Origin of the sequence: Streptomyces sp. NPDC020490, from assembly GCF_044335305.1 — a bacterium.
Classification (GTDB): domain Bacteria; phylum Actinomycetota; class Actinomycetes; order Streptomycetales; family Streptomycetaceae; genus Streptomyces.
Genome location: NZ_JBIRUY010000026.1, coordinates 105,815 through 123,582, shown reverse-complemented (window position 1 = coordinate 123,582; position 17,768 = coordinate 105,815). Strand labels below are relative to the sequence as shown.

Annotated in this window: 14 protein-coding genes and 2 pseudogenes; 8 read left to right on the top strand and 8 right to left on the bottom strand. The window is 72.0% G+C overall.

Annotated elements, in window-relative coordinates:
• Window positions 1–60 precede the first annotated feature (60 nt).
• The 4 genes and pseudogenes from ACH4ZX_RS25760 to ACH4ZX_RS25745 form a co-directional block, all read left to right on the top strand.
• Window positions 61–822 carry a GPP34 family phosphoprotein gene (locus tag ACH4ZX_RS25760; protein ID WP_398277101.1) on the top strand — a complete coding sequence of 254 codons (762 nt, stop codon included), beginning with the start codon at window positions 61–63 and terminating at the stop codon, window positions 820–822.
• A 423-nt stretch (window positions 823–1,245) separates the two neighbouring features.
• Window positions 1,246–2,103, top strand: a complete 858-nt coding sequence (locus ACH4ZX_RS25755) for a helix-turn-helix domain-containing protein (RefSeq protein WP_398277098.1) — start codon at window positions 1,246–1,248, stop codon at window positions 2,101–2,103.
• Window positions 2,104–2,382: 279 nt separating this feature from the next.
• Window positions 2,383–2,574 carry a DUF397 domain-containing protein gene (locus ACH4ZX_RS25750; protein WP_398277095.1) on the top strand — a complete coding sequence of 64 codons (192 nt, stop codon included), beginning with the start codon at window positions 2,383–2,385 and terminating at the stop codon, window positions 2,572–2,574.
• Window positions 2,575–2,736: 162 nt separating this feature from the next.
• Window positions 2,737–2,922 (top strand): annotated as a pseudogene (locus ACH4ZX_RS25745) (hypothetical protein); the annotation flags it as partial.
• A gap of 117 nt (window positions 2,923–3,039) precedes the next feature.
• On the opposite strand, the gene ACH4ZX_RS25740 reads toward ACH4ZX_RS25745, so the two are convergent.
• Complete coding sequence (locus ACH4ZX_RS25740; RefSeq protein ID WP_398277092.1) at window positions 3,040–3,627, bottom strand: TetR/AcrR family transcriptional regulator; 588 nt, start codon at window positions 3,625–3,627, stop codon at window positions 3,040–3,042.
• An 80-nt stretch (window positions 3,628–3,707) separates the two neighbouring features.
• Between ACH4ZX_RS25740 and ACH4ZX_RS25735 the strand changes: the two genes are divergently transcribed.
• Together ACH4ZX_RS25735 and ACH4ZX_RS25730 are read left to right on the top strand one after the other, a co-directional pair.
• Window positions 3,708–4,886 (top strand): FAD-dependent monooxygenase, encoded by a 1,179-nt coding sequence (locus ACH4ZX_RS25735; RefSeq protein WP_398277089.1) that lies wholly within the window; start codon window positions 3,708–3,710, stop codon window positions 4,884–4,886.
• Between the two features lie 136 nt (window positions 4,887–5,022).
• A pseudogene (locus ACH4ZX_RS25730) lies at window positions 5,023–5,361 on the top strand (transposase); the annotation flags it as partial.
• Window positions 5,362–5,467: 106 nt separating this feature from the next.
• Here ACH4ZX_RS25730 and ACH4ZX_RS25725 read toward each other — a convergent pair.
• The 4 genes from ACH4ZX_RS25725 to ACH4ZX_RS25710 form a co-directional block, all read right to left on the bottom strand.
• On the bottom strand, window positions 5,468–6,148 hold the full coding sequence (locus tag ACH4ZX_RS25725; RefSeq protein WP_398277086.1) for a DUF4276 family protein: 681 nt from the start codon (window positions 6,146–6,148) through the stop codon (window positions 5,468–5,470).
• Between the two features lie 10 nt (window positions 6,149–6,158).
• Window positions 6,159–7,286, bottom strand: a complete 1,128-nt coding sequence (locus ACH4ZX_RS25720; protein WP_398277083.1) for an AAA family ATPase — start codon at window positions 7,284–7,286, stop codon at window positions 6,159–6,161.
• Window positions 7,287–7,363: 77 nt separating this feature from the next.
• A complete protein-coding gene (locus ACH4ZX_RS25715; RefSeq protein ID WP_398277080.1) occupies window positions 7,364–8,620 on the bottom strand; it encodes an McrC family protein in 1,257 nt (418 codons plus the stop codon).
• Window positions 8,613–8,846 (bottom strand): hypothetical protein, encoded by a 234-nt coding sequence (locus ACH4ZX_RS25710; protein WP_398277077.1) that lies wholly within the window; start codon window positions 8,844–8,846, stop codon window positions 8,613–8,615. Before ACH4ZX_RS25710 ends, ACH4ZX_RS25715 begins: the two co-directional genes overlap by 8 nt.
• A 213-nt stretch (window positions 8,847–9,059) precedes the next feature.
• Here ACH4ZX_RS25710 and ACH4ZX_RS25705 point away from each other — a divergent pair, with 213 nt between their 5' ends.
• Together ACH4ZX_RS25705 and ACH4ZX_RS25700 are read left to right on the top strand one after the other, a co-directional pair.
• The gene (locus tag ACH4ZX_RS25705) at window positions 9,060–9,845 is read left to right on the top strand and encodes an SDR family oxidoreductase (RefSeq protein ID WP_398277074.1); all 786 of its coding nucleotides are present in this window, start codon (window positions 9,060–9,062) and stop codon (window positions 9,843–9,845) included.
• A 238-nt stretch (window positions 9,846–10,083) separates the two neighbouring features.
• Window positions 10,084–11,667, top strand: coding sequence for a sodium:solute symporter family protein (locus ACH4ZX_RS25700; RefSeq protein WP_398277071.1), 1,584 nt, complete (start codon window positions 10,084–10,086; stop codon window positions 11,665–11,667).
• A 48-nt stretch (window positions 11,668–11,715) separates the two neighbouring features.
• On the opposite strand, the gene ACH4ZX_RS25695 is transcribed toward ACH4ZX_RS25700, so the two are convergent.
• From ACH4ZX_RS25695 to ACH4ZX_RS25685, 3 genes are all read right to left on the bottom strand, one after another.
• Window positions 11,716–12,831, bottom strand: coding sequence for an ADP-ribosylglycohydrolase family protein (locus ACH4ZX_RS25695; protein WP_398277068.1), 1,116 nt, complete (start codon window positions 12,829–12,831; stop codon window positions 11,716–11,718).
• 175 nt (window positions 12,832–13,006) lie between these two features.
• Window positions 13,007–16,030: a poly(A) polymerase gene (locus ACH4ZX_RS25690; protein ID WP_398277065.1), complete on the bottom strand. Its 3,024-nt coding sequence runs from the start codon at window positions 16,028–16,030 to the stop codon at window positions 13,007–13,009.
• Window positions 16,030–17,766, bottom strand: a complete 1,737-nt coding sequence (locus ACH4ZX_RS25685; RefSeq protein WP_398277172.1) for an RNA ligase family protein — start codon at window positions 17,764–17,766, stop codon at window positions 16,030–16,032. Before ACH4ZX_RS25685 ends, ACH4ZX_RS25690 begins: the two co-directional genes overlap by 1 nt.
• Between the last annotated feature and the right edge of the window lie 2 nt (window positions 17,767–17,768).

Below are 17,768 nucleotides of genomic sequence, written 5' to 3'. Positions count from 1 at the left end.
CCCTCGACAGACCAATGTGAGAGGGGTCACCCTGTCATTCATCCACGCGGGGAGGCATGGATGGGCAGGAGCCGCAGAACACTTCCGGAGGAGCTTCTGCTGCTGGCACTGGACCCGGCCACGGGTACCACTGCACAGCCGCAGTCGCTCGACCTCGGTCTGGCCGGAGCACAGCTAGTGGAGCTGGCGCTGGCCGGACGGATAGCCCCAGACGGGGATCGTATCGCCGTGGTGGTGCCACGGCCGACAGGAGATCCAACACTGGACTGCGCGTTGGAGTTGCTGCGAAGGCGCGGCGCTCCGGTGCGTGCCGTCCACTGGATCGGCGGGCCGCGTCTCGGGCTCCGCCAGGTCTACCTCTCGCATCTGGAGCGGTGCGGCATGGTCGCCGCCGTGCCGGGACAGATGTGCGGGGTGCTGCCGACGACTCGCTACCAGGCGACGGACAACGAGATCAGCCGGGAGATCAGAGCCCGGCTGGATTCCGCGATCCGCACCGGCGTGCCACCGGACCCGCGGACCGCGGCGCTCGCCGCACTGGCCCACGCGGTCGGCCTCGGCAAGCACCTGTACCCGGGGAACGAGGGACGCTCCTCTCGCTCCCGGCTCAGGGACCTGATCCGGCACGACCCCATGGGCGGACTCGTGGCGCACGCCGTGATGGACGTCCAGAACGGCGTGGCCGCCCAGCCGCGCCGCAGCCCGGCCCCGGCCCCGGCCGGCCGGCCGCCAGCCGGTCCTGTCAGGGCCGCGCCGGAACCCGCCCGCGGTGTGCCGATGCAGCCGCGCCACGGTTCCATGGCGCGCGTCGTGGCGCACTGAGCCACGGCCCCTCACCGGGCACACGCACCGCACCACCGCACCACCGGACCACCGCACGAACCACGCACCACCCGCGCACGACCCACGCACGACCCCTCGCACCGCCGCAGCACTCGCAGGCCCCACAGCCGCACCTGAGTCCCCAGACCCGGTCCGGGAGCAGCTGGTTCGCGCGGGGCCGCGGGACCGTGCGCCGTCCGTCCGCCCGGACGGCGGTGCCACGGTTCCGCGGCCCCGCGCGGCCGTCCTCCCGGCCGTCTTCGCGGCCCGGCCGCGCGCACTCGCGAGGCCCGCGCCGCGAACTGGCGCGCGTCCTGCGCATATCCGCGGTTCGCCAGCGGTAGAAAGCACCTTGGTGGCAGTCTGCTCAACAGCAGATACGCAAAGTGGCTAGTCGAAGCACGCAGCCGGAGGTGCACGTCCGTGGCGTCCAATGTCAATCCCACCGTCCGGCGACGCCGGCTGGGCCAGGAGCTGCGCCGGCTCCGCGAGCTCAAGGGCATGACGGCCGAGGAGGTGGCGGAGCGGCTGCTGGTGTCGCAGTCGAAGATCAGCCGGCTGGAGAACGGGCGGCGCAGCATCAGCCAGCGCGACGTCCGCGACCTGTGCGGGGTCTACGAGGTCGAGGACCACCGGATCGTCGACTCGCTGATGCAGATGGCCAAGGACTCCCGCCAGCAGGGCTGGTGGCACTCCTTCGGAGACATTCCCTACAGCGTCTACATCGGCCTGGAGACCGACGCGGCCAGTCTGCGGGTGTACGACCCCCAGGTCGTCCCCGGCCTGCTGCAGACCCGGCAGTACGCCGAGTCGCTGATCGCGGGCGCGCTGCCGGAGACCGCGGCCGCCGACATCGACAAGCGCGTGCAGGTGCGGATGCGCCGGCAAGAGCGCATCACCGCCCCGGAGAACCCGTTGCGGCTGTGGACGGTGATGGACGAGGCCGCGCTGCGCCGGGTGGTCGGCAACCGCTCGCTGATGCGGGACCAGTTGGAGCACCTCGTCGAGCAGTCCCAGCTGCCGCACGTCACCGTGCAGGTCATCCCCTTCGACATGGGCGCCCACCCGGGCCTGAACGGCCAGTACGCGATCCTGGAGTTCCCCGACGCGGCCGACTCCAGCGTCGTCTACATCGAGGGCGTCACCAGCGACCTGTACCTGGAGAAGGCGAACGACGTCCAGAAGTACAGCGTGATGTACGAACACCTCAGGGCGCAGGCCCTGAACCCGGACCAGTCGCGTCAGTTCATCGCGGACATCGCGAAGGAGTACGCCCGCTGATAACCACTGAAGCCGGCTGAGCCCCGCTGAGCCGCGCTGAACCTGTCCTGGACGAAAGGCGCAGCACAGTACACCGTTTCCGGGTCATGTCGGAAGACCACCTGGAATATGCCATCCAGTCGAGTGAATAGTCTCCTCGGATGCCGGAATGGGCGAGTAGCGTCGATCACACCGACCGAGCAATGAGGTTGGCGCAAACCGCGCGGTGGTCCGCGGTGGTCCACCGATGGACACGTCGCGCGGTGACAGCAACTCAACAACTGGCACTGCGGAGCAGAAATGGCAATTCGACAGGGCGCCACGGACACGTGGACCAAGTCCTCGTACTCCACGGGAAACGGCGCATGCGTCGAGATCAAGTCACCGGTTCTCGCGGCGATGGCCGTGCGGGATTCCAAGATTCCCGACGGCCCCGTCCTGGGTTTCCCGGCCGACGTGTGGAACGCCTTCGTCACCTCGATCAAGGCGTAGGGGGAGGATCTTTCTGATCCTCCGCCGACTCACCGACCACAACTTCACACGCACCACACGCACCACAAGCACCACAAGCGGCACATGAAAGAGCCCTCTCGACCAGTTCGCCGTCCTTGCCGAGGGGGCTCCGCTTGCGCCCGGAGAGCTTCCGGGACCCGCGGTGATGAGGGCCCGCGTGACATCCATGCCCTCGACCATCCCTACGCCGGGCTCGTCGTCCAGGTCATCGACCCCGGCTCCCCCGCCAGGCGCGGGGACATGCCCGGGTGGCTTCGTGACGACCACCTTCCGAAAGGGCCGGCGTGCCCGCCCGCCGCCATGGTGACTCACCTCAGGCCGACACCCCAGGGCCACCACCCGCTGCGGACCGTGGCCACCGACGACCCGGCGGCCGGGCTGCAGTGAGAGTCGCCGGCCAGCGTCCGCGCCCCACGGCACCGCTTCGAGTAAGGGACTGACGGATCAGGGATGCCGCGGTCCGGTGCAGGTGCGGATCAGGCTGAGCAGGGTTCGGTGCAGTTGTTCCGGGGTGAGCCGGTGCGGTGCTGCGGCGGTCAGCTGGTTGAGGAGTATGCCGTCCAGGCAGGCCACGAACGCGTTCGCCTGCGCCGCGGGGTCAGGTGCGCCCGCGGCGGCGAGGAGGTTCTCGGCCAGGGCCCGGTGGCGACTGCCCGCGCTGTGCAGGGCGGCACGAAGAGCGGGGCGGCGGGGCGCTTCCAGGGCCAGCTCGTAGCGGGCGAGCATGCGCTCGCGTCCCGCGGTGGTCCAGTGCTCGACGAGGCCCGCGGCAGCCTCCGCGATCTGGTCGATGCTCGCCGGCCCGGTGAGGGCGGGGCGCTCGTCGATCTCGGTGATGTCCAGTTCGGCCAAACGCTCGACGGCGGCCTGCAGCAGCTCCTGGCGCGTGCGGAAGTAGTACGAGCACGAGCCCGCCGGGACCTCGGCGGTCTGGTCGACCGCCCGGTGGGTGAGTCCTCGCATACCTGATTGGGCCAGGGTGCTGATCGCCGCGTCGGTCAGCCGCTGCCGCCGGGACATGGTTGGGGTCACTGGTTTCCTTCCTCGTCTCAGCCTCCGCCTCTACAAGTGTAGAGTGCCTGGCGTCCACTACAGATGTAGAGGTGGTTCCCATGGGGATGGTCAAGGCAGGACACGCCAGAGGCGCCGGAGAAGGCTCCGCGATCGTGGTCGGCGGCGGGATCGGCGGCCTGGCCGCAGGCATTGCGCTGACGCGGCTCGGCTGGCAGGTGAAGGTGCTGGAGCGCGCCGCCACCTTCGACGAGGTGGGAGCAGGACTCTCACTGTGGCCCAACGGAGTGCGCGCGCTGGACGCGCTGGGCGTGGGAGACCGAGTCCGCGAGCAGGCCCTGGTCGAGACCCAGGCAGGCATCCGGAACACATCCGGCCGTTGGCTGTCGCGGACCGACACCCAGGAGCTGGCCGGCCGATTCGGACCCGTGGTGATGATTCACCGGGCTCGGCTGCTCGACATCCTGCGCTCGGCCCTTCCGGCGGGCGCACTGTGCGCGAATGCCGGGGTGACCGGAGTCGGCCTTGGCGAGCGACGGGCCGAGGTCGAGCACGGCACGGGTGTCTCTCAGGCCGATCTGCTGGTGGCCGCCGACGGAATCGACTCCACCGTGCGCCGCTCCCTGTGGCCGCAGGCCCCGGCGCCGCGGTACGTCGGGTACACCGCATGGCGCCTGGTCGTCGACACAGGCCGACGGCTGTCAGCCGGAGGTGAGAGCTGGGGACGTGGTGAGCGAGTGGGGATCGCTCCGCTCGCGGACGGCCGCACCTATCTCTTCTGCGTCGCCAACGCTCCCGAAGGACAGCGCAGCCCCGGCAGCGAACTGGCCGAGATACGCCGGCGCTTCGGGGGCTGGCACGACCCGATTCCTCAACTGCTCGCGGCCGCCGACGAGAACGCGGTGATGCGCCACGACATCTACGAGCTGCCGCCGCTGGCCCGTTTCGTCACCGGGCGCGCCGCGTTGCTCGGTGACGCCGCGCACGCCATGACCCCGAACATGGGCCAAGGTGCCAACCAGGCGCTGGAGGACGCGGTCACGCTGGCCGTGCTCCTGGACGCGTCCCCCGACGTGGAGTCCGCGCTGGCCGCCTACGACCAGCACCGGCGCCCCCGCACCCAGCTGATCGCCCGCCGCTCGCGCCGGATCGGCATCGCCGCGCAATGGCACTCAGCGCCCGCCACCACCTTGCGCGACCTGATGCTTCGCCGGACTCCCAGTTCGACCCTGCTCAACGCGCTCGGCCCGATCCTCGACTGGCAGCCGCCCGGGCACTGACCGGCTCGGGCGGGAGTCCCCGTTATGTTTTCTGCGGTCCTGCAACGGGGCCGCTGGCCTCCGGGCCCGGCATGACTGTGTCCCCCTGTCGAACGGATGACCTGGGGGGGTGGTGTCACCGGGTCCGGGAGGTGCCGTCGGAGACGGCACCAGCTTCCCCACCGCCGCCCACTTGGCCTCCTACGCGGGACTCGCCCCGACCACGAAGTCGTCCGGCACCTCGATCCACGGTGAGCACGCACCCCGAGGCGGCAACCGACAGCTCAAACGGGCGATGTTCCTGTCCGCCTTCGCCTGCATGAACGCCGACCCCGCCTCCCGCACCTACTACGACCGCCAGCGAGCACGCGGCAAGACCCACACCCAAGCCCTCCTCCGACTCGCCCGCCAACGCATCAGCGTCCTGTTCGCCATGCTCCGCGACGGCACCTTCTACGAACCCCGGACACCGAAAGACGTCGAGCTCGCCGCATAACCTCAGCAACCCCGAACCACCCCAAACCCGACAGGGGTGCCTTGACGAAAGACATAGAGGCCCCCCCGCGTACCCGGGCCGGATGCGCACCAGCCTGTGCCGGCTGTCAGGCGGAGCCGTCTCTCGTGCCGGGTCCGGATTCCAGACGCTTCAGCCAGGCGTCGAGGTGGGGACAGGTGACGCGCAAGGCGTCCAGGCCGAGAAGCCCGATGGCATCGGGGCCGTCCACGACCTTGCGGTAGGCGGGATGGGCTCTCAGGATCCGCTTGGACGGCGCTGTGTCGGGACCGTCATTGACGAGTTCCGGGCCGCCCGCCGCATCGACATGGGAGCGCAGAACGTCTGCCAGCCTGGGCGACGTAACCAGCTCGGCGAGTTCGTTCGCGGCGGCGAGCACCCACGCTTCCGTCTCGTGCAGGACGAGGAAGGGCAGGAACCGCTGGTCACCGATGACCCGCGCCATCGCCTCCTCGACATGACCGACCCGGGCGTACGCGTCACCGGCCGGGGCGTCGGAAAGTCCGGGAGTGTCGGAGGGCAGCCCGTACAGGTCGAGCATCGTGGTCACCGTGTCGACGGCCGAGTTCCGCAGCAGCGCCCGGATATCGTGCTCGATCTTGGGCCACCTGCTCACCCCTCCCCTGTCGTGCGGCCGGCCGGCGGCTCGCCGGGTCTTGAGCGCGACCGGGGTGACCCAGACGTCCCGCACGATCAGTTCCGGCTGGAGGACCTGCTGTACCAGGCGCTCCTCCGTCGCGCCCTCCACCAGTACATGAACCTGACGCATCGCCCCGACCTCACCGCTCCCGCTCGGGCCGGGGACGACCGCCCAGCAGGTTCTTCAGCCACAGGTCACCGAGCGAGTAGCTGTCGAGCCAGGCTGCCAGCGCCTCGGGATCGGGCCGTTGCAGCCTCGTCGAGCCGTCCACGCGTTCCGCGACGACGAGTTCGTCCAGCCCGAATTGGTCGACCAGGGTGACGGACTGGGTGGCGGCGAGGATCTGGCTGTGGGTGGAGGCCGACCGGAACAGTTCCGTCAGAACGGTGATCGCGAAGGGGTGCAGGCCCAGCTCGGGTTCGTCGAGCACGAGCAACGCGGGCGGTCGCGGCTGGAGCAGGAGGACGACAAGGCAGATGAAGCGCAGCGTGCCGTCGGACAACGCGTCGGCCGGGAACACCGTGTCGGACCCGAACTGCTTCCACCGCAGCGACACGCGTGCCGCCGCGTCCTCGGCGAGGACGAATTCGCGGAAGAAGGGCGCGACAGAACGGACCGTACGCACGATCTGCTTGTACTCCGCCGGGTGCTCCTCACGCAGGCGCAGCAGGAACGCGGCGAGGTTGCGTGCGTCCGGGTGCAGGACCTCCGTGTCGGAGGAGTAACCCGGCTGCTTCACCGGAGCGCCGGGAGTCGTGTCATGGAAGTGGTAGACGCGGCAGCCCCGCAGTATCTCCAGCGTGTGACGGGCCACGTCGGCGGGTCCGGACGGTCCTTCTTCCGCGACCTCGGCGAGTTTCGACTCGCTGTGGCCCCGCCCGATCTCCTGCTTCAGTGGCTGCTCATGACGCGCCTTGTCGTGGAACTCCACCAGCTCACGGCCGAAGACCAGTCCCCCCCGGTGTGAGGGGACCAAGGTCGCCTCGTAGGCGTTCACGAGATCGCTGTCGTCGGCCTCCACCCGCAGCCCGATCCCCGCGGATCCCTTGGCCACGTCGTGAAGCATGGCCACGGCTCCGCCACGCAGCCCGACCTCCATGCCCAGCTCGCCCTCAGCGATGCGCCCGAGCAACTCGACGGCCTCGATGAAGTTGGTCTTGCCCGCGCCGTTGGGGCCGACGAGCACAGTGACCGGGCCCAGGGCCAGCTCGACCTGTTGGATCGACTTGTAGCCGCTGACGGAGATACGCCGAACCCTGCGTGACATGGTCATCAATGTATCGAGCTATCGGGGTCGGGCGGCGGCGCGTGGGTTCGACGCCCGGTGTGGTGGACGAACGGCGATCACCGGTCCGCCCAGGGCAGTGCCGACCTGACCCACGCGGCCGCCTGCTGCGGGGACGCGTGCGTGTCGACACCGAGGACGTGGATGCTCCCGAGCAGGCCCCGCACTCCACTGACCTGGAGGACTCGGCGGGAGTGCCCGCCGGGAGACGGATGGACGATCACTGCGCGTGGGTCGGTGCTCGGGGTGTAGCCGGCACCGTAGGTGAGGAGTTGGTGGATGTCGCCGGCACCGACACCGTAGCGGTCGTAGCGCTTGTACTTGGCGTCCACCGGAAGCAGGGTACGCGCGGCCGAGTCACGCCCGGGGAGGCTGAGCAGGACATCCGGCCGGAAGGCCGAGGTATTGCCGAGGTCACCCCGCACGGTGATGCCCGTCGCGCCACTGCTGGGGACGGCGTGTCCGCCATGCGGGGCTGCGGCCTCGGTGGTCAGACGCCGGACGACGGCCTCCCAGAGGGCGGGCATGGCCAGCAGCAGGCCGTCCGCCGTCATGCCGTCGTCGGTGAGGAGATCGGTCACGCCTCCTCCTCGTAGCAGCAGGCGGGCCCAGGTGTGTGCTGCGCGGTAGCGGACGTTCAGGCGTGTGTACCGGGTGCGGTCCAGGGCGCGGAGGGCGGCGGCGGGGGTCGGGGCCTGCGGGAAAGCGTCGGCAATGGTGTGGAGGTCGCGGGCCAGGTCGGGTTGCGTCGTCAGGGTGCGGGCTGCTCGCAGAGCGGTCCCCAGGACGCGGTTGTCCCAGACGTCCGCCTCCCGGTCGAAGGTGCGGACATGCAGCTGATCGAGGCGTCCGTATCGCCGGGACACCTGGGCCGCGATGTCAAGGCGTCCCCGCAGGACCGGTTCCAGGCTCTGGCGGCGCACGTGGTCCCGGCGCAGCCCCTCCCGTACCAGTCGCTCGCACTGCTCCAGCAGAGCAGCGGCCACGAGGTCGGCATAGCCTTCCGGACCGGTGGCCCAGCGCCGAGCCGTCGCCGGGAGAGGCGTCGGCGTGCCGAGGGCGTAGGCGAGCCAGATCATGAGCCGCTCGCCGGGGATGGCGAACTTCGGCTCGACGACCAGGCGGATACGGTCGAGCACCAGGATTCCGACGGTCGCGTCGGCCTTGAGCCGCCACCCGGCCGGGGCCTGGTCCAGGGTGAGGCAGCCGCGCGCCTGGAGGGCGCGCAGCCGCTCGACGTCCCGGGGCGTGAGCTGGTCGGCGCCCAGCAGTTCGGCTCCGTACTCCGCGAGCCGGACTTCGGTGCGGTCAGGCATCGGGGCCCGGCGTGCCGCTGGTGAACTCGGTCGCGAGCGCAGCGGCGAGGTCCTGGGGCGACATCAGCGCGGGGCGTCCGGTGTCGGCGTCGACGAGGCTGCCGAGGATGCGGTGCAGCAGATCGGCGCGGCCGAGGCAGTAGTCCTCCAGGAGCGGGATCACCTCGTGGTGGAAGGCGGCGGCCAGGTCGTCCTCGGTGGCGATCGGCTCACCGCCCCGCAGCAAGAGGCGTGCTTGAACGATGCCGGCACCCTGGGGGCTCCGACCGCCCGTCGGCAGCCGCCGGCCCGGACACAAGCGTCGGTCGACGCGCAGCGGCCAGTTCGGCGTACGTGTCGCTGCGGGTGTCCTCGGCCATGGCGCTCCCCTCCCGTCCTCCTGCCGACGCCCCTATTCTGACGCTCCGTCAGATGAGGCGCCGGACCCGGGAGGCACCGGATGTCACTGCTCGCGGGCAAGGCCGTCGTCGTGTCGGGAGTGGGCGCCGGGCTCGGCCGTCAGGTCGCGGCGGCGGTCGTGCGCGACGGCGGGAACGCCGTGCTCGGCGCGCGCACCGAGGCGAACCTCGCCGAGAGCGCCGCGGACGTGGATCCGGGCGGGGCGCACACGGCGTACCGGGCGGCCGACGTCACCGACGAGGCGCAGTGCGCGGCGCTGGCGGCGCTCGCGCGGGAGCGGTTCGGCCGGATCGACGCGGTCGTGCACGTGGCCGCCCTCGACCGGCACTTCGGTGGACTCGAGGACGCCGACTTCGCGGCCTGGCAGGCCGTCCTGGACGTGAACCTGCTGGGGACGCTGCGGATGACGCGGGCGTGCCTGCCGGCCCTGAAGGAGCGCGGCGGCTCGGTGGTGTTCATCGGGACGCAGTCGTCGGTGGCCGCGCCGACGCAGGTGCGGCAGGCGGCGTACGCGGCCTCGAAGGGCGCGCTGACGAGCGCGATGTACTCGCTCGCCCGCGAACTCGGCCCGTACCGGATCCGGGTCAACACCGTGCTGCCGGGCTGGATGTGGGGCCCGCCGGTGCGGGCGTTCGTGCGGTCGACGGCGCGGGCCGAAGGGGTGCCGGACGACGAGGTGCTGGCCCGGCTGACGGAGCGGACGGCGCTGCCCGACCTCGCGACGGACGGGGACGTGGCGGACGCGGCCGTGTTCCTGGCCTCCGACCGGGCACGGGCGATCACCGGGCAGTCGCTGCTCGTCAACGCCGGGGAGCTGATGCGCTGAGGACCCTCCCCGGTCAGGATCCAGCCAAGATCGATTGTTCATATAGGTGAACCCAGGTCAAGTCGCAGAACATTTTTGCCCGCTCTTGACCTTCCACTCGCTTGTCGTGTCCGCGTGACCGAACCCACGATGAGCGGGCACTTCGCGGCCTCTCGCGGCCTGCCACGCCCCTACCCCGCTCAGGCGAAGTGCCAACCAGCTGAGCGGAGTTCACAAGGCGGACCCTGGAAGGGGGCACATGAACAGTCTCGACTGGGCCGTGCTCATCGGCTACTTCGGCGTGATGGTGGCCATCGGCGTCTGGTCGCACAAACGCGTGGACAGCGTCGGCGACTTCTTCACCGCGGGCGGGAAGATGCCGTGGTGGCTGTCCGGCATCTCGCACCACATGTCGGGCTACAGCGCGGTGATGTTCACCGGCTACGCGGGCATCGCCTACACCTACGGCGTGACGTCCTTCGTGACGTGGTCCTTCCCGATCGCGCTGGGCATCGCCATCGGCTCGAAACTGTTCGCGCCCCGGATCAACCGGCTGCGCTCACGGCTGCACGTCGCCTCGCCGCTGGAGTACCTGAAGAACCGCTACGACCTCAAGACGCAGCAGGCGCTGGCCTGGTCCGGGATGCTGCTGAAGATCGTGGACGTGGGCGCGAAATGGGCGGCCATCGCGACGCTGCTGTCGGTCTTCACCGGCATCAGCCTGAACCAGGGCATCCTCATCACGGGCGCGATCACCGCCGTGTACTGCACGATCGGCGGCCTGTGGGCGGACGCGCTGACCGAACTGGGCCAGTTCGTCATCCAGTTGCTGGCCGGCATCTCGATGTTCGTCGCGGTCGTGCTGAAGCTGAACGACAAGGGCATCGGCTTCCTCGGCGCCTGGGACGAACCCGCCCTGCACGGCCACGGAAAGCCGCTGGTCGGCCCGTACGGCACGGTGTTCCTGCTGGCCTTCCTGTTCATCAAGCTCTTCGAGTACAACGGCGGCATGCTCAACCAGGCCCAGCGCTACATGGCGACGGGCAGCGCACGCGAGGCCGAGCGGTCGGCGCGGCTGTCGGCGGCGCTGTGGCTGGTCTGGCCGGTCGTGCTGTTCTTCCCGATGTGGATGTCGCCGCTGCTGGTGCACGCGCAGAAGCCGGACGGCTCCGACTCCTACGGCCTGATGACCGAACAGCTGCTGCCGCACGGGCTGCTGGGCCTGGTCATCGTCGGCTTCTTCTCGCACACCATGGCCATGTGCTCCTCCGACGCCAACGCGATCGCGGCCGTGTTCACCCGGGACTGCGCGCCCGTGCTGTCGGCCAGGGCCCGGCAGTGGAGCGAGCGGTCGGGCCTGATCGCGGCCCGCGTGGCCACGGTCGTCTTCCTCGGACTGTCGATGGCGGCGGCCACGCAGGTCAACTCGCCGACGTTCAAGGACATCATCACCGTCGTCATCAAGTGGGTCGCGGGCCTGATGGGCCCCATGGCCATCCCGATGATGCTCGGCCTGCTGCGGCCCTTCCGGCGCTCCGGGCCGACCGCGGCGCTCACCAGCTGGGCGCTGGGCCTGCTCGCGTTCTGGCTGGTCAACTACCCGATCAACTGGAACGTCGAGGGCGGCGTGCCGCTGCAGTACCAGGTCTCGGTGCCGCTCGCGGTCTCCCTCGTCCTCTACATCCTCATCGGCTACCTGAAGCCGGAGGACACCCCGGCCCGGCTCGCGATCATCGACCGCGTCAACTCCGACGGGGACGCGGCCACCGCGGCCGCCGTGCCGGCGCCGGTGGGCGGGGGCGAGGGCGAGGACGCGGTGAGCAGGACGGCGGTGAAGGACTGATCCGAGGGGCGGGCGGATCGGCGGGCCGGGGGGAGGCAGTCCGGGGGGCTACGCCCGCGGATACCGGGTCAGCCAGCCGGGGGACGAGCCGGCCGGGCCGTGCAGGGCGGGGCCCTGGGTCATCTCCATGGCGAAGTCGTCCGCCAGCTCCAGGATCGTGGGACGGCCCTCCAGCTCGGCCAGCCAGGCCGGCGGGAGGGCCGTCTCGCCGTGCAGGGCACCCAGCAGGCCGCCGGTCATGGCGCCGGTCGCCCCGGAGGGGCCGTCGTGGTTGACCGCCAGGCACAGGCCGTGCCGGACGTCCTCCCCGACCAGCGCGCAGTACACGGAGGCGGCCAGCACCCCGTCCGCCGTGCCGTCCGCGGCCAGTCCGGCCACCCGCGCCGGGGCGGGCATGCCCTGGCGAACCGCGCCCAGCGCGTGCTGCAGCGCGTCCGACACCCGCTGGTGCCCCGGCCGCACGGACAGCAGCGCGAGCGCCCGCTGCACCGCCCCGTCGAGGCTGTCGCCGCGGGCCAGCCCGTGCACGATCACGGCGTAGGCGCCCGCCGCCAGGAAGGCCGTCGGATGGCCGTGGGTCTGCGCGGCGCACTCCACGGCGAGCTGCACGACCAGTTGCGGCTCCCAGCCCACGAGCAGCCCGAAGGGCGTGGAACGGGCGGCCGCCTCGGGCCCCAGCGCGTCCGGGCTCTTCGGCGCCTCCAGCGTGCCCATCCGGTCGTCGCCGAGCCCGAGCAGCAGTGTCCGGGTCGGCGCCCGGCGCGCGTACAGCCATTCCTCCCGCGCCAGCCAGCCGTCCTCCTCGCGGCGCAGGTCGGGCCCCCAGTCGCGCTGGGTGGCCGCCCAGCGCAGGTACGCCCGGTGCAGGTCGGTCGGCGGATGCCAGGCGCCGGTGTCACGGCGCACCTGGGCGCGGATCAGCCCGTCGACGGAGAACAGGGTCAGCTGCGTGAGGTGGGTGACGGCGCCGCGCCGCCCGTAGCCGGGGGCGAGGTCGAAGAGGCCGTCCGGCCCGTACGCCGCGCGGATCTCCTCGATGCCGAGCCGGTCGACGGGCGAGCCCAGCGCGTCGCCGACCGCCGCCCCGAGCAGCGCCCCGCGCACCCGGCTGCGGAAGTCCTGCTGTTCGGTACGGCCCCAGACGGCGCCGGCTGTCGCACCCACCAAGACCTCCCCGCCCGTTACCCGCCCGTACGGTTCAGCACTGTAATCGAACGGGAACGGTCGGTTGAGGCCGCGCAACGGTCCGCGCACCGCCGCGTGATGAGCGGCCGGGGCGGCCGTCGGCAGGCCGTCAGTACCCCGCGCTCCCGGCCGCCCGCTCCGGCTCCCGTGACCGTCAGCGCAGGGTCGGTACGGTGCCGCAGTCCACCCATGCGACGTCGACGCCGCGCAGTCCGCCGGCCCAGCCTTCGGTGATCTCCGAGAGCCGTGCGGCGTCGGGCGGGGTGGGGCCGAGGCCGATCGCGTACCGCGCGAACCCCGGGCCCGTCCTGAACGGGCGGGGCCAGGCGTACGCGTGTGCCGCTCCGGCGTCCTCCAGAGCGGTGAGCAGCGCTCGCACGCGCCCCCGGACGCGTCCCAGGGTCTCTTCGAACTCCCCGGCAGGGCTCGGGCCCACGGTCAGCACCGCCCAGGCCGCGTGCCGCCGGTGCAGGGGCGGCGGTGACACCAGCTCGGGCCAGGGGTCCTCTCCGGTCTCCGCCGCCTTCTCCAGGATGGTCCAGGCGCGGTAGAGCTCATCCGTCAGCAGGTCCCGGAAGCCGGCGGTGACTTGTCCGGCGCAGTTACGGACCGGATCGGTGGGGGTCATCAGGACCACTGGCGCGTGCGGTCCCGTGTCGGTGGGGGTCGTCAGGGCCACCGGCGCGTGCGGTCCCGTGTCGGTGGGGGTCGTCAGGGCCACCGGCGCGTGCGGTCCCGTGTCGGTGGGGGTGAGGCCGACCGGTTTCCGCCAGTCCCAGGCGGCCCAGGTGCCGAAGAAGTGGCGGAGCGGGTCCGCAGCGGCCGCCCCCTCGGCCTCGCGTGTCGTACGGGCCGCGAGCACCGACCAGGCCAGGCCCGGCAAGCCGCCGAACGGCGCCGAGTCAAGGCCGCGCGCCCCGGCCCACGCCTTCACCTGCCTGGCGAGCCGGGCGAAGCCGGTGTGGCGGTCGCCTACCGCGGCCCGTACCGCGTCCGCGTCGGTGACCGCGCTCAGGGCGATCGCGGCCGCCTCGCCCAACGTGGCGCGCCGGGTCACCGCTTCGCCGGGATCGAGCGTCCCGGTGGACACGACCACCAGGTCGACGTCCAGACCACCGGTGTGCAGTCGCAGGCCCGGTACGCGAGCGCCGGTGACCTGCCGCACCCGGGTGGCATCGGGCAGCGCGGCGGTCACCCGCGACCGGACGGCGGCCAGGTCGGCGCTGCCGGGCAGCGCCGCGACCAGGTCCAGGTCCGCTCCGGCCAGGGCGCAGCCCATGCGCCGTGACCCGACGACGTGGACGACTCCTTCTCCCAGCGCCCCGGAGACGCGCCGCACGATCGCGAGCGCCCGGGCGTCCTGAGCATCGCTCTCCGCGACCGGCTCGGCGACGGCGGACCCAAGACCTTCGGCACCTTCGGCACCTTCGGTATCTTCGGCACCTTCGGCACCTTCGGCACCTTCGGCACCTTCGGTATCTTCAGGACTTTCGGAACTTTCGGGGCTTTCGGGCAGCCACCGCACCTCGCCCGTCCCCAGGGCGACCGTGGCTCGTGGCCGCATCGGTTCGTCACCCCGGCGGGAGAGCAGGACCAGCTCCGCGACCTGTGCCGACATGCTGCCGAGCCGGGCGGCGGACGCGGCGGCGCGCTGTGGGTCCCCGGTCCGCCCCAGGGCCAGGTGCGGGGTGAAGCCCTCGGCGCGTCCACGGCAGCGCGGGAAGCGGTCCTCCAGAGCGCGGCGCAGCCTGGTCCACGGTGTTCGACCGGCCGCCGCCGGGTCGAGCCAGACGGTGGCGTCGTCCCGGTGCTCGAAGGTGTGCACCCCCTCCAGCCGGGCGGTGAAGGGCGCCATGCCGGTCACCGCTTCGGCCAGCAGCGGGGCGGCTCGCTCGAAGTCGGACTCCGGCACGAAGCCGAAGAGCAGGTTGACGTGCGGCGGCCAGCGGTGGAACTGCGGATCGTGCTCCCGCCGGATGTCCTGCAGCGTCGGCCACAGCGCCCGGGGCGGTATCCACGCCAGCGCGGTGCGGGCGGTCGGCCGGGCGTCGAGGGCATCCGCGGGCCCGGTGGCGCTCGGCTGGAGGTCCGCCTCCACGCCGTAGTGGTCCGAGACGTAGAGACCTTCCGTCGTGGGCGAGTCACCCCGCAGGACGGCCCCGGCCGCTCGCAGCCGCCCCGGGCGCAGGAGGATCCGGTCCAGCCGGGAGGCCCGGCCGGACAGCGAGGACAGTGCGGCCAGCGGATTGACGCCCGGGTCGAAGGTGGGCGTCCGGTCGTCGGGGCCATGGACCTGCGTCCAGACGTCCCGCAGTCCGAGCGCGGTGGCGGGTGCGTCGCCGCCGTCGTTGAAGTCACCGACCAGGACCAGGTCGCCGTCCACGCCGCCGAGTCCCTTGGCCAGCCGGTCCAGTTCGGCCTGTCGCCGGGCAGCACCGTTGTCGGAGTGATCACTGCTCAGATGGGTCGTGGCCACCACGAGCGGACCGGCGCCGGTCTCCACGGTGACAGCGGTGACGGCTTTGTGCGGACCGAGTTCGTGCCACCCCGCCTCCCGTACGGGCAGCCGGCTGAGCAGCAGCAGCCCGCTGCGGTCGACGTCCTTTCCTCCCGGGTCCGTGCTCAGGGTGTAGCCGGCGCGGATCCAGGGCGCCCGCAGCAGCAGGGTGAGCAGGCCGGCTTCGACCTCCTGGAGCGCGATGACGTCCGCGTCGGCGTCCTCGAGGGCGGCGAGCAGGGCGGGGCGGCGGCGGACGGTCTCGATGCGGTCGCTGTCGTACCGGTCCCACAGCGTGTTCCAGGTGAGGACGCGGAAGCTCGTCGCGCCCCGCGCGGTGGTCGGCGGTGTGCCGTCGGCGGGGCGCCATCCGGTCGCCGGATCCCACCTGAAGGGCGTCCTGGCCGTGAAGAAGGGCGCCCGCAGCAGGCGTGGACCGCGCACCCGGCCGGCGTCCGACGTGTCGATGCGGTCCACTCCGGTGGCGCGGTCCCAGAGCAGTTCGCCGTCCGCCTCGACGAACAGCACCCGGTGCCACGGGATGTCGCCACCGGGTACGAAGGAGGGCAGCGGGATCCGCTCGGGGGCGGCGCCACGCTGGTGGATGCCCAGCACGAACCTGGCCGGATCGAAACGCGGGTCCCAGCGGACCCGGTGGTAGATCTCGTCGCTCGTACGCATCAGGCCTCTCCTCCGTCCACGGCGTCGTTCAGGGCGCCGCTGGTGTCGGCGACCGTGCCGCCCGGGCCGATGTACCAGGTGCGGTGGGCCTCGCCGGGGTAGGGCGGGGTGTACCGGTGCAGCTGGGAGGTGAGCACCTCGGGCGGCACCGGGTGGGCCCGTGCCCGGTTGCGCCGTGCCAGCTCGTCCTCGTCGACCAGCGCGACCACGTGGGTGACCAGGGCGTCGCGGCGTCGTGCCACCCGGTGCACCAGGGAACGCTGGTGCCGGCTGAGGGACGTGGCGTCCCACACCACGGTCCCGCGGCCGGCCAGCGCCGAGTCGAGCCGCCGCAGGCCCTCCCGCAGGATGTCCCCGTTGGCCCGCTGGTCGGCCCGTGCGCCCCGGGCCCGGCGCAGATCGTCGAGGCAGATGTACGAGTCGGTCCCGGCGAGGCTTCCGGCGAACGTGCTCTTGCCGCTGCCGGACGGCCCGACGAGATGGACCAGCCGTGGAAACTCCCCGGAACGCCACCGCCAGCTCGCCGCCACCGCCTCCTCGACGGTGGTGATCACTCCTCTGGCGAACGCGTCCCGGGCCTCCGCCCAGCACCGGTCGGCGGCATCGGGACCGAGGCCGTCGAGTGCGTCCCGCAGTCCGGCCCGCAGCGGCTCCAGCGGCGATTCGCCGAGCAGCCCGGCGTCCTCGGCGTGCAGCATGGACCATTCGACCTGCTCGCGCGCGGCGGCGTCCCGCGCGACCGCCGCTGCCACCGCGTGCAGCACCCCCAGGTCGGCGGCGAGCGAGAGGCGTACCAGGCCGGTCCGGCGGTCGCTGTCCGGGTACGGACGCTGAAGATGCGGGAACAGTCCGGCCAGGTCGGCGGCACGTCGTGCGGCGGGCATGCCCAGCGGCCCCGCGAGCCGGACGGCGAGCGACACCCGGGGCGTGCCGTGCAGCATCGCGGCCAGGACTCCCGCCAGCCGTGCGTCACCGTACCGGCCCAGTTCGTCGAGCCTCGCGGACACGTCGGCGACGGCGGATCCGGCGGCAGGCGGGTCCTCCGGGGCGACGCCCAGCGCGGCCGACAGGGACGGCACATCCACGGCCCCGCCCGAACGCACCGTCCACAGCGCGGCTTTCGGACCCAGACCGTTCTCCACGACGGCGGCGTGCATCCAGTGCGTGCCGGTCCGTACGTGTCCCGCGCGCACCCACTTGGCGACCCGCTGCCCGAACTCCGGCAGGCGGAACCCCTCGACGGTACGCACGACGTAGCCCTCCTGGCGCTCGGTGTCCAGCCGCAACGCCCGCAGCACCCGCTCGTCGAACACGCCCCGCCACAGCACCGGGGGCGCCGGAACGCCCAGCCGCCGCAGGAACCGGACCGTCCGGTCCCAGTCCAGGCAGCGGTCGCCGTCCCAGACGGAGAACCCGTAGAACCAGCTTTCCAGGTCCTCGTACGCGACCGAGTGCCGTGCGAAGAGGTTCTCCCCGCACACCCGCCGGCCCGCCGGTATCTTCCCGCCGATCCGCCCCTGCAGGCTTTTCACCCATGCCCGCGAGGGATGGTGCGCCGAATCCAGCGACCGGGCGTGGAGCCCGTCGGCGTAGAGGGTGGTGTTCTCGCCGTCGAGCTTCTCGGTGACCACGACCTCGCGGTCCCGCAGCCCGGACAGGTCACCGGCCCGTACGTCATCGGCGGCGGCCCCCGGCGACCACGGGAGATGCGGCGTACGGGGGTAGTGCACACGCATGA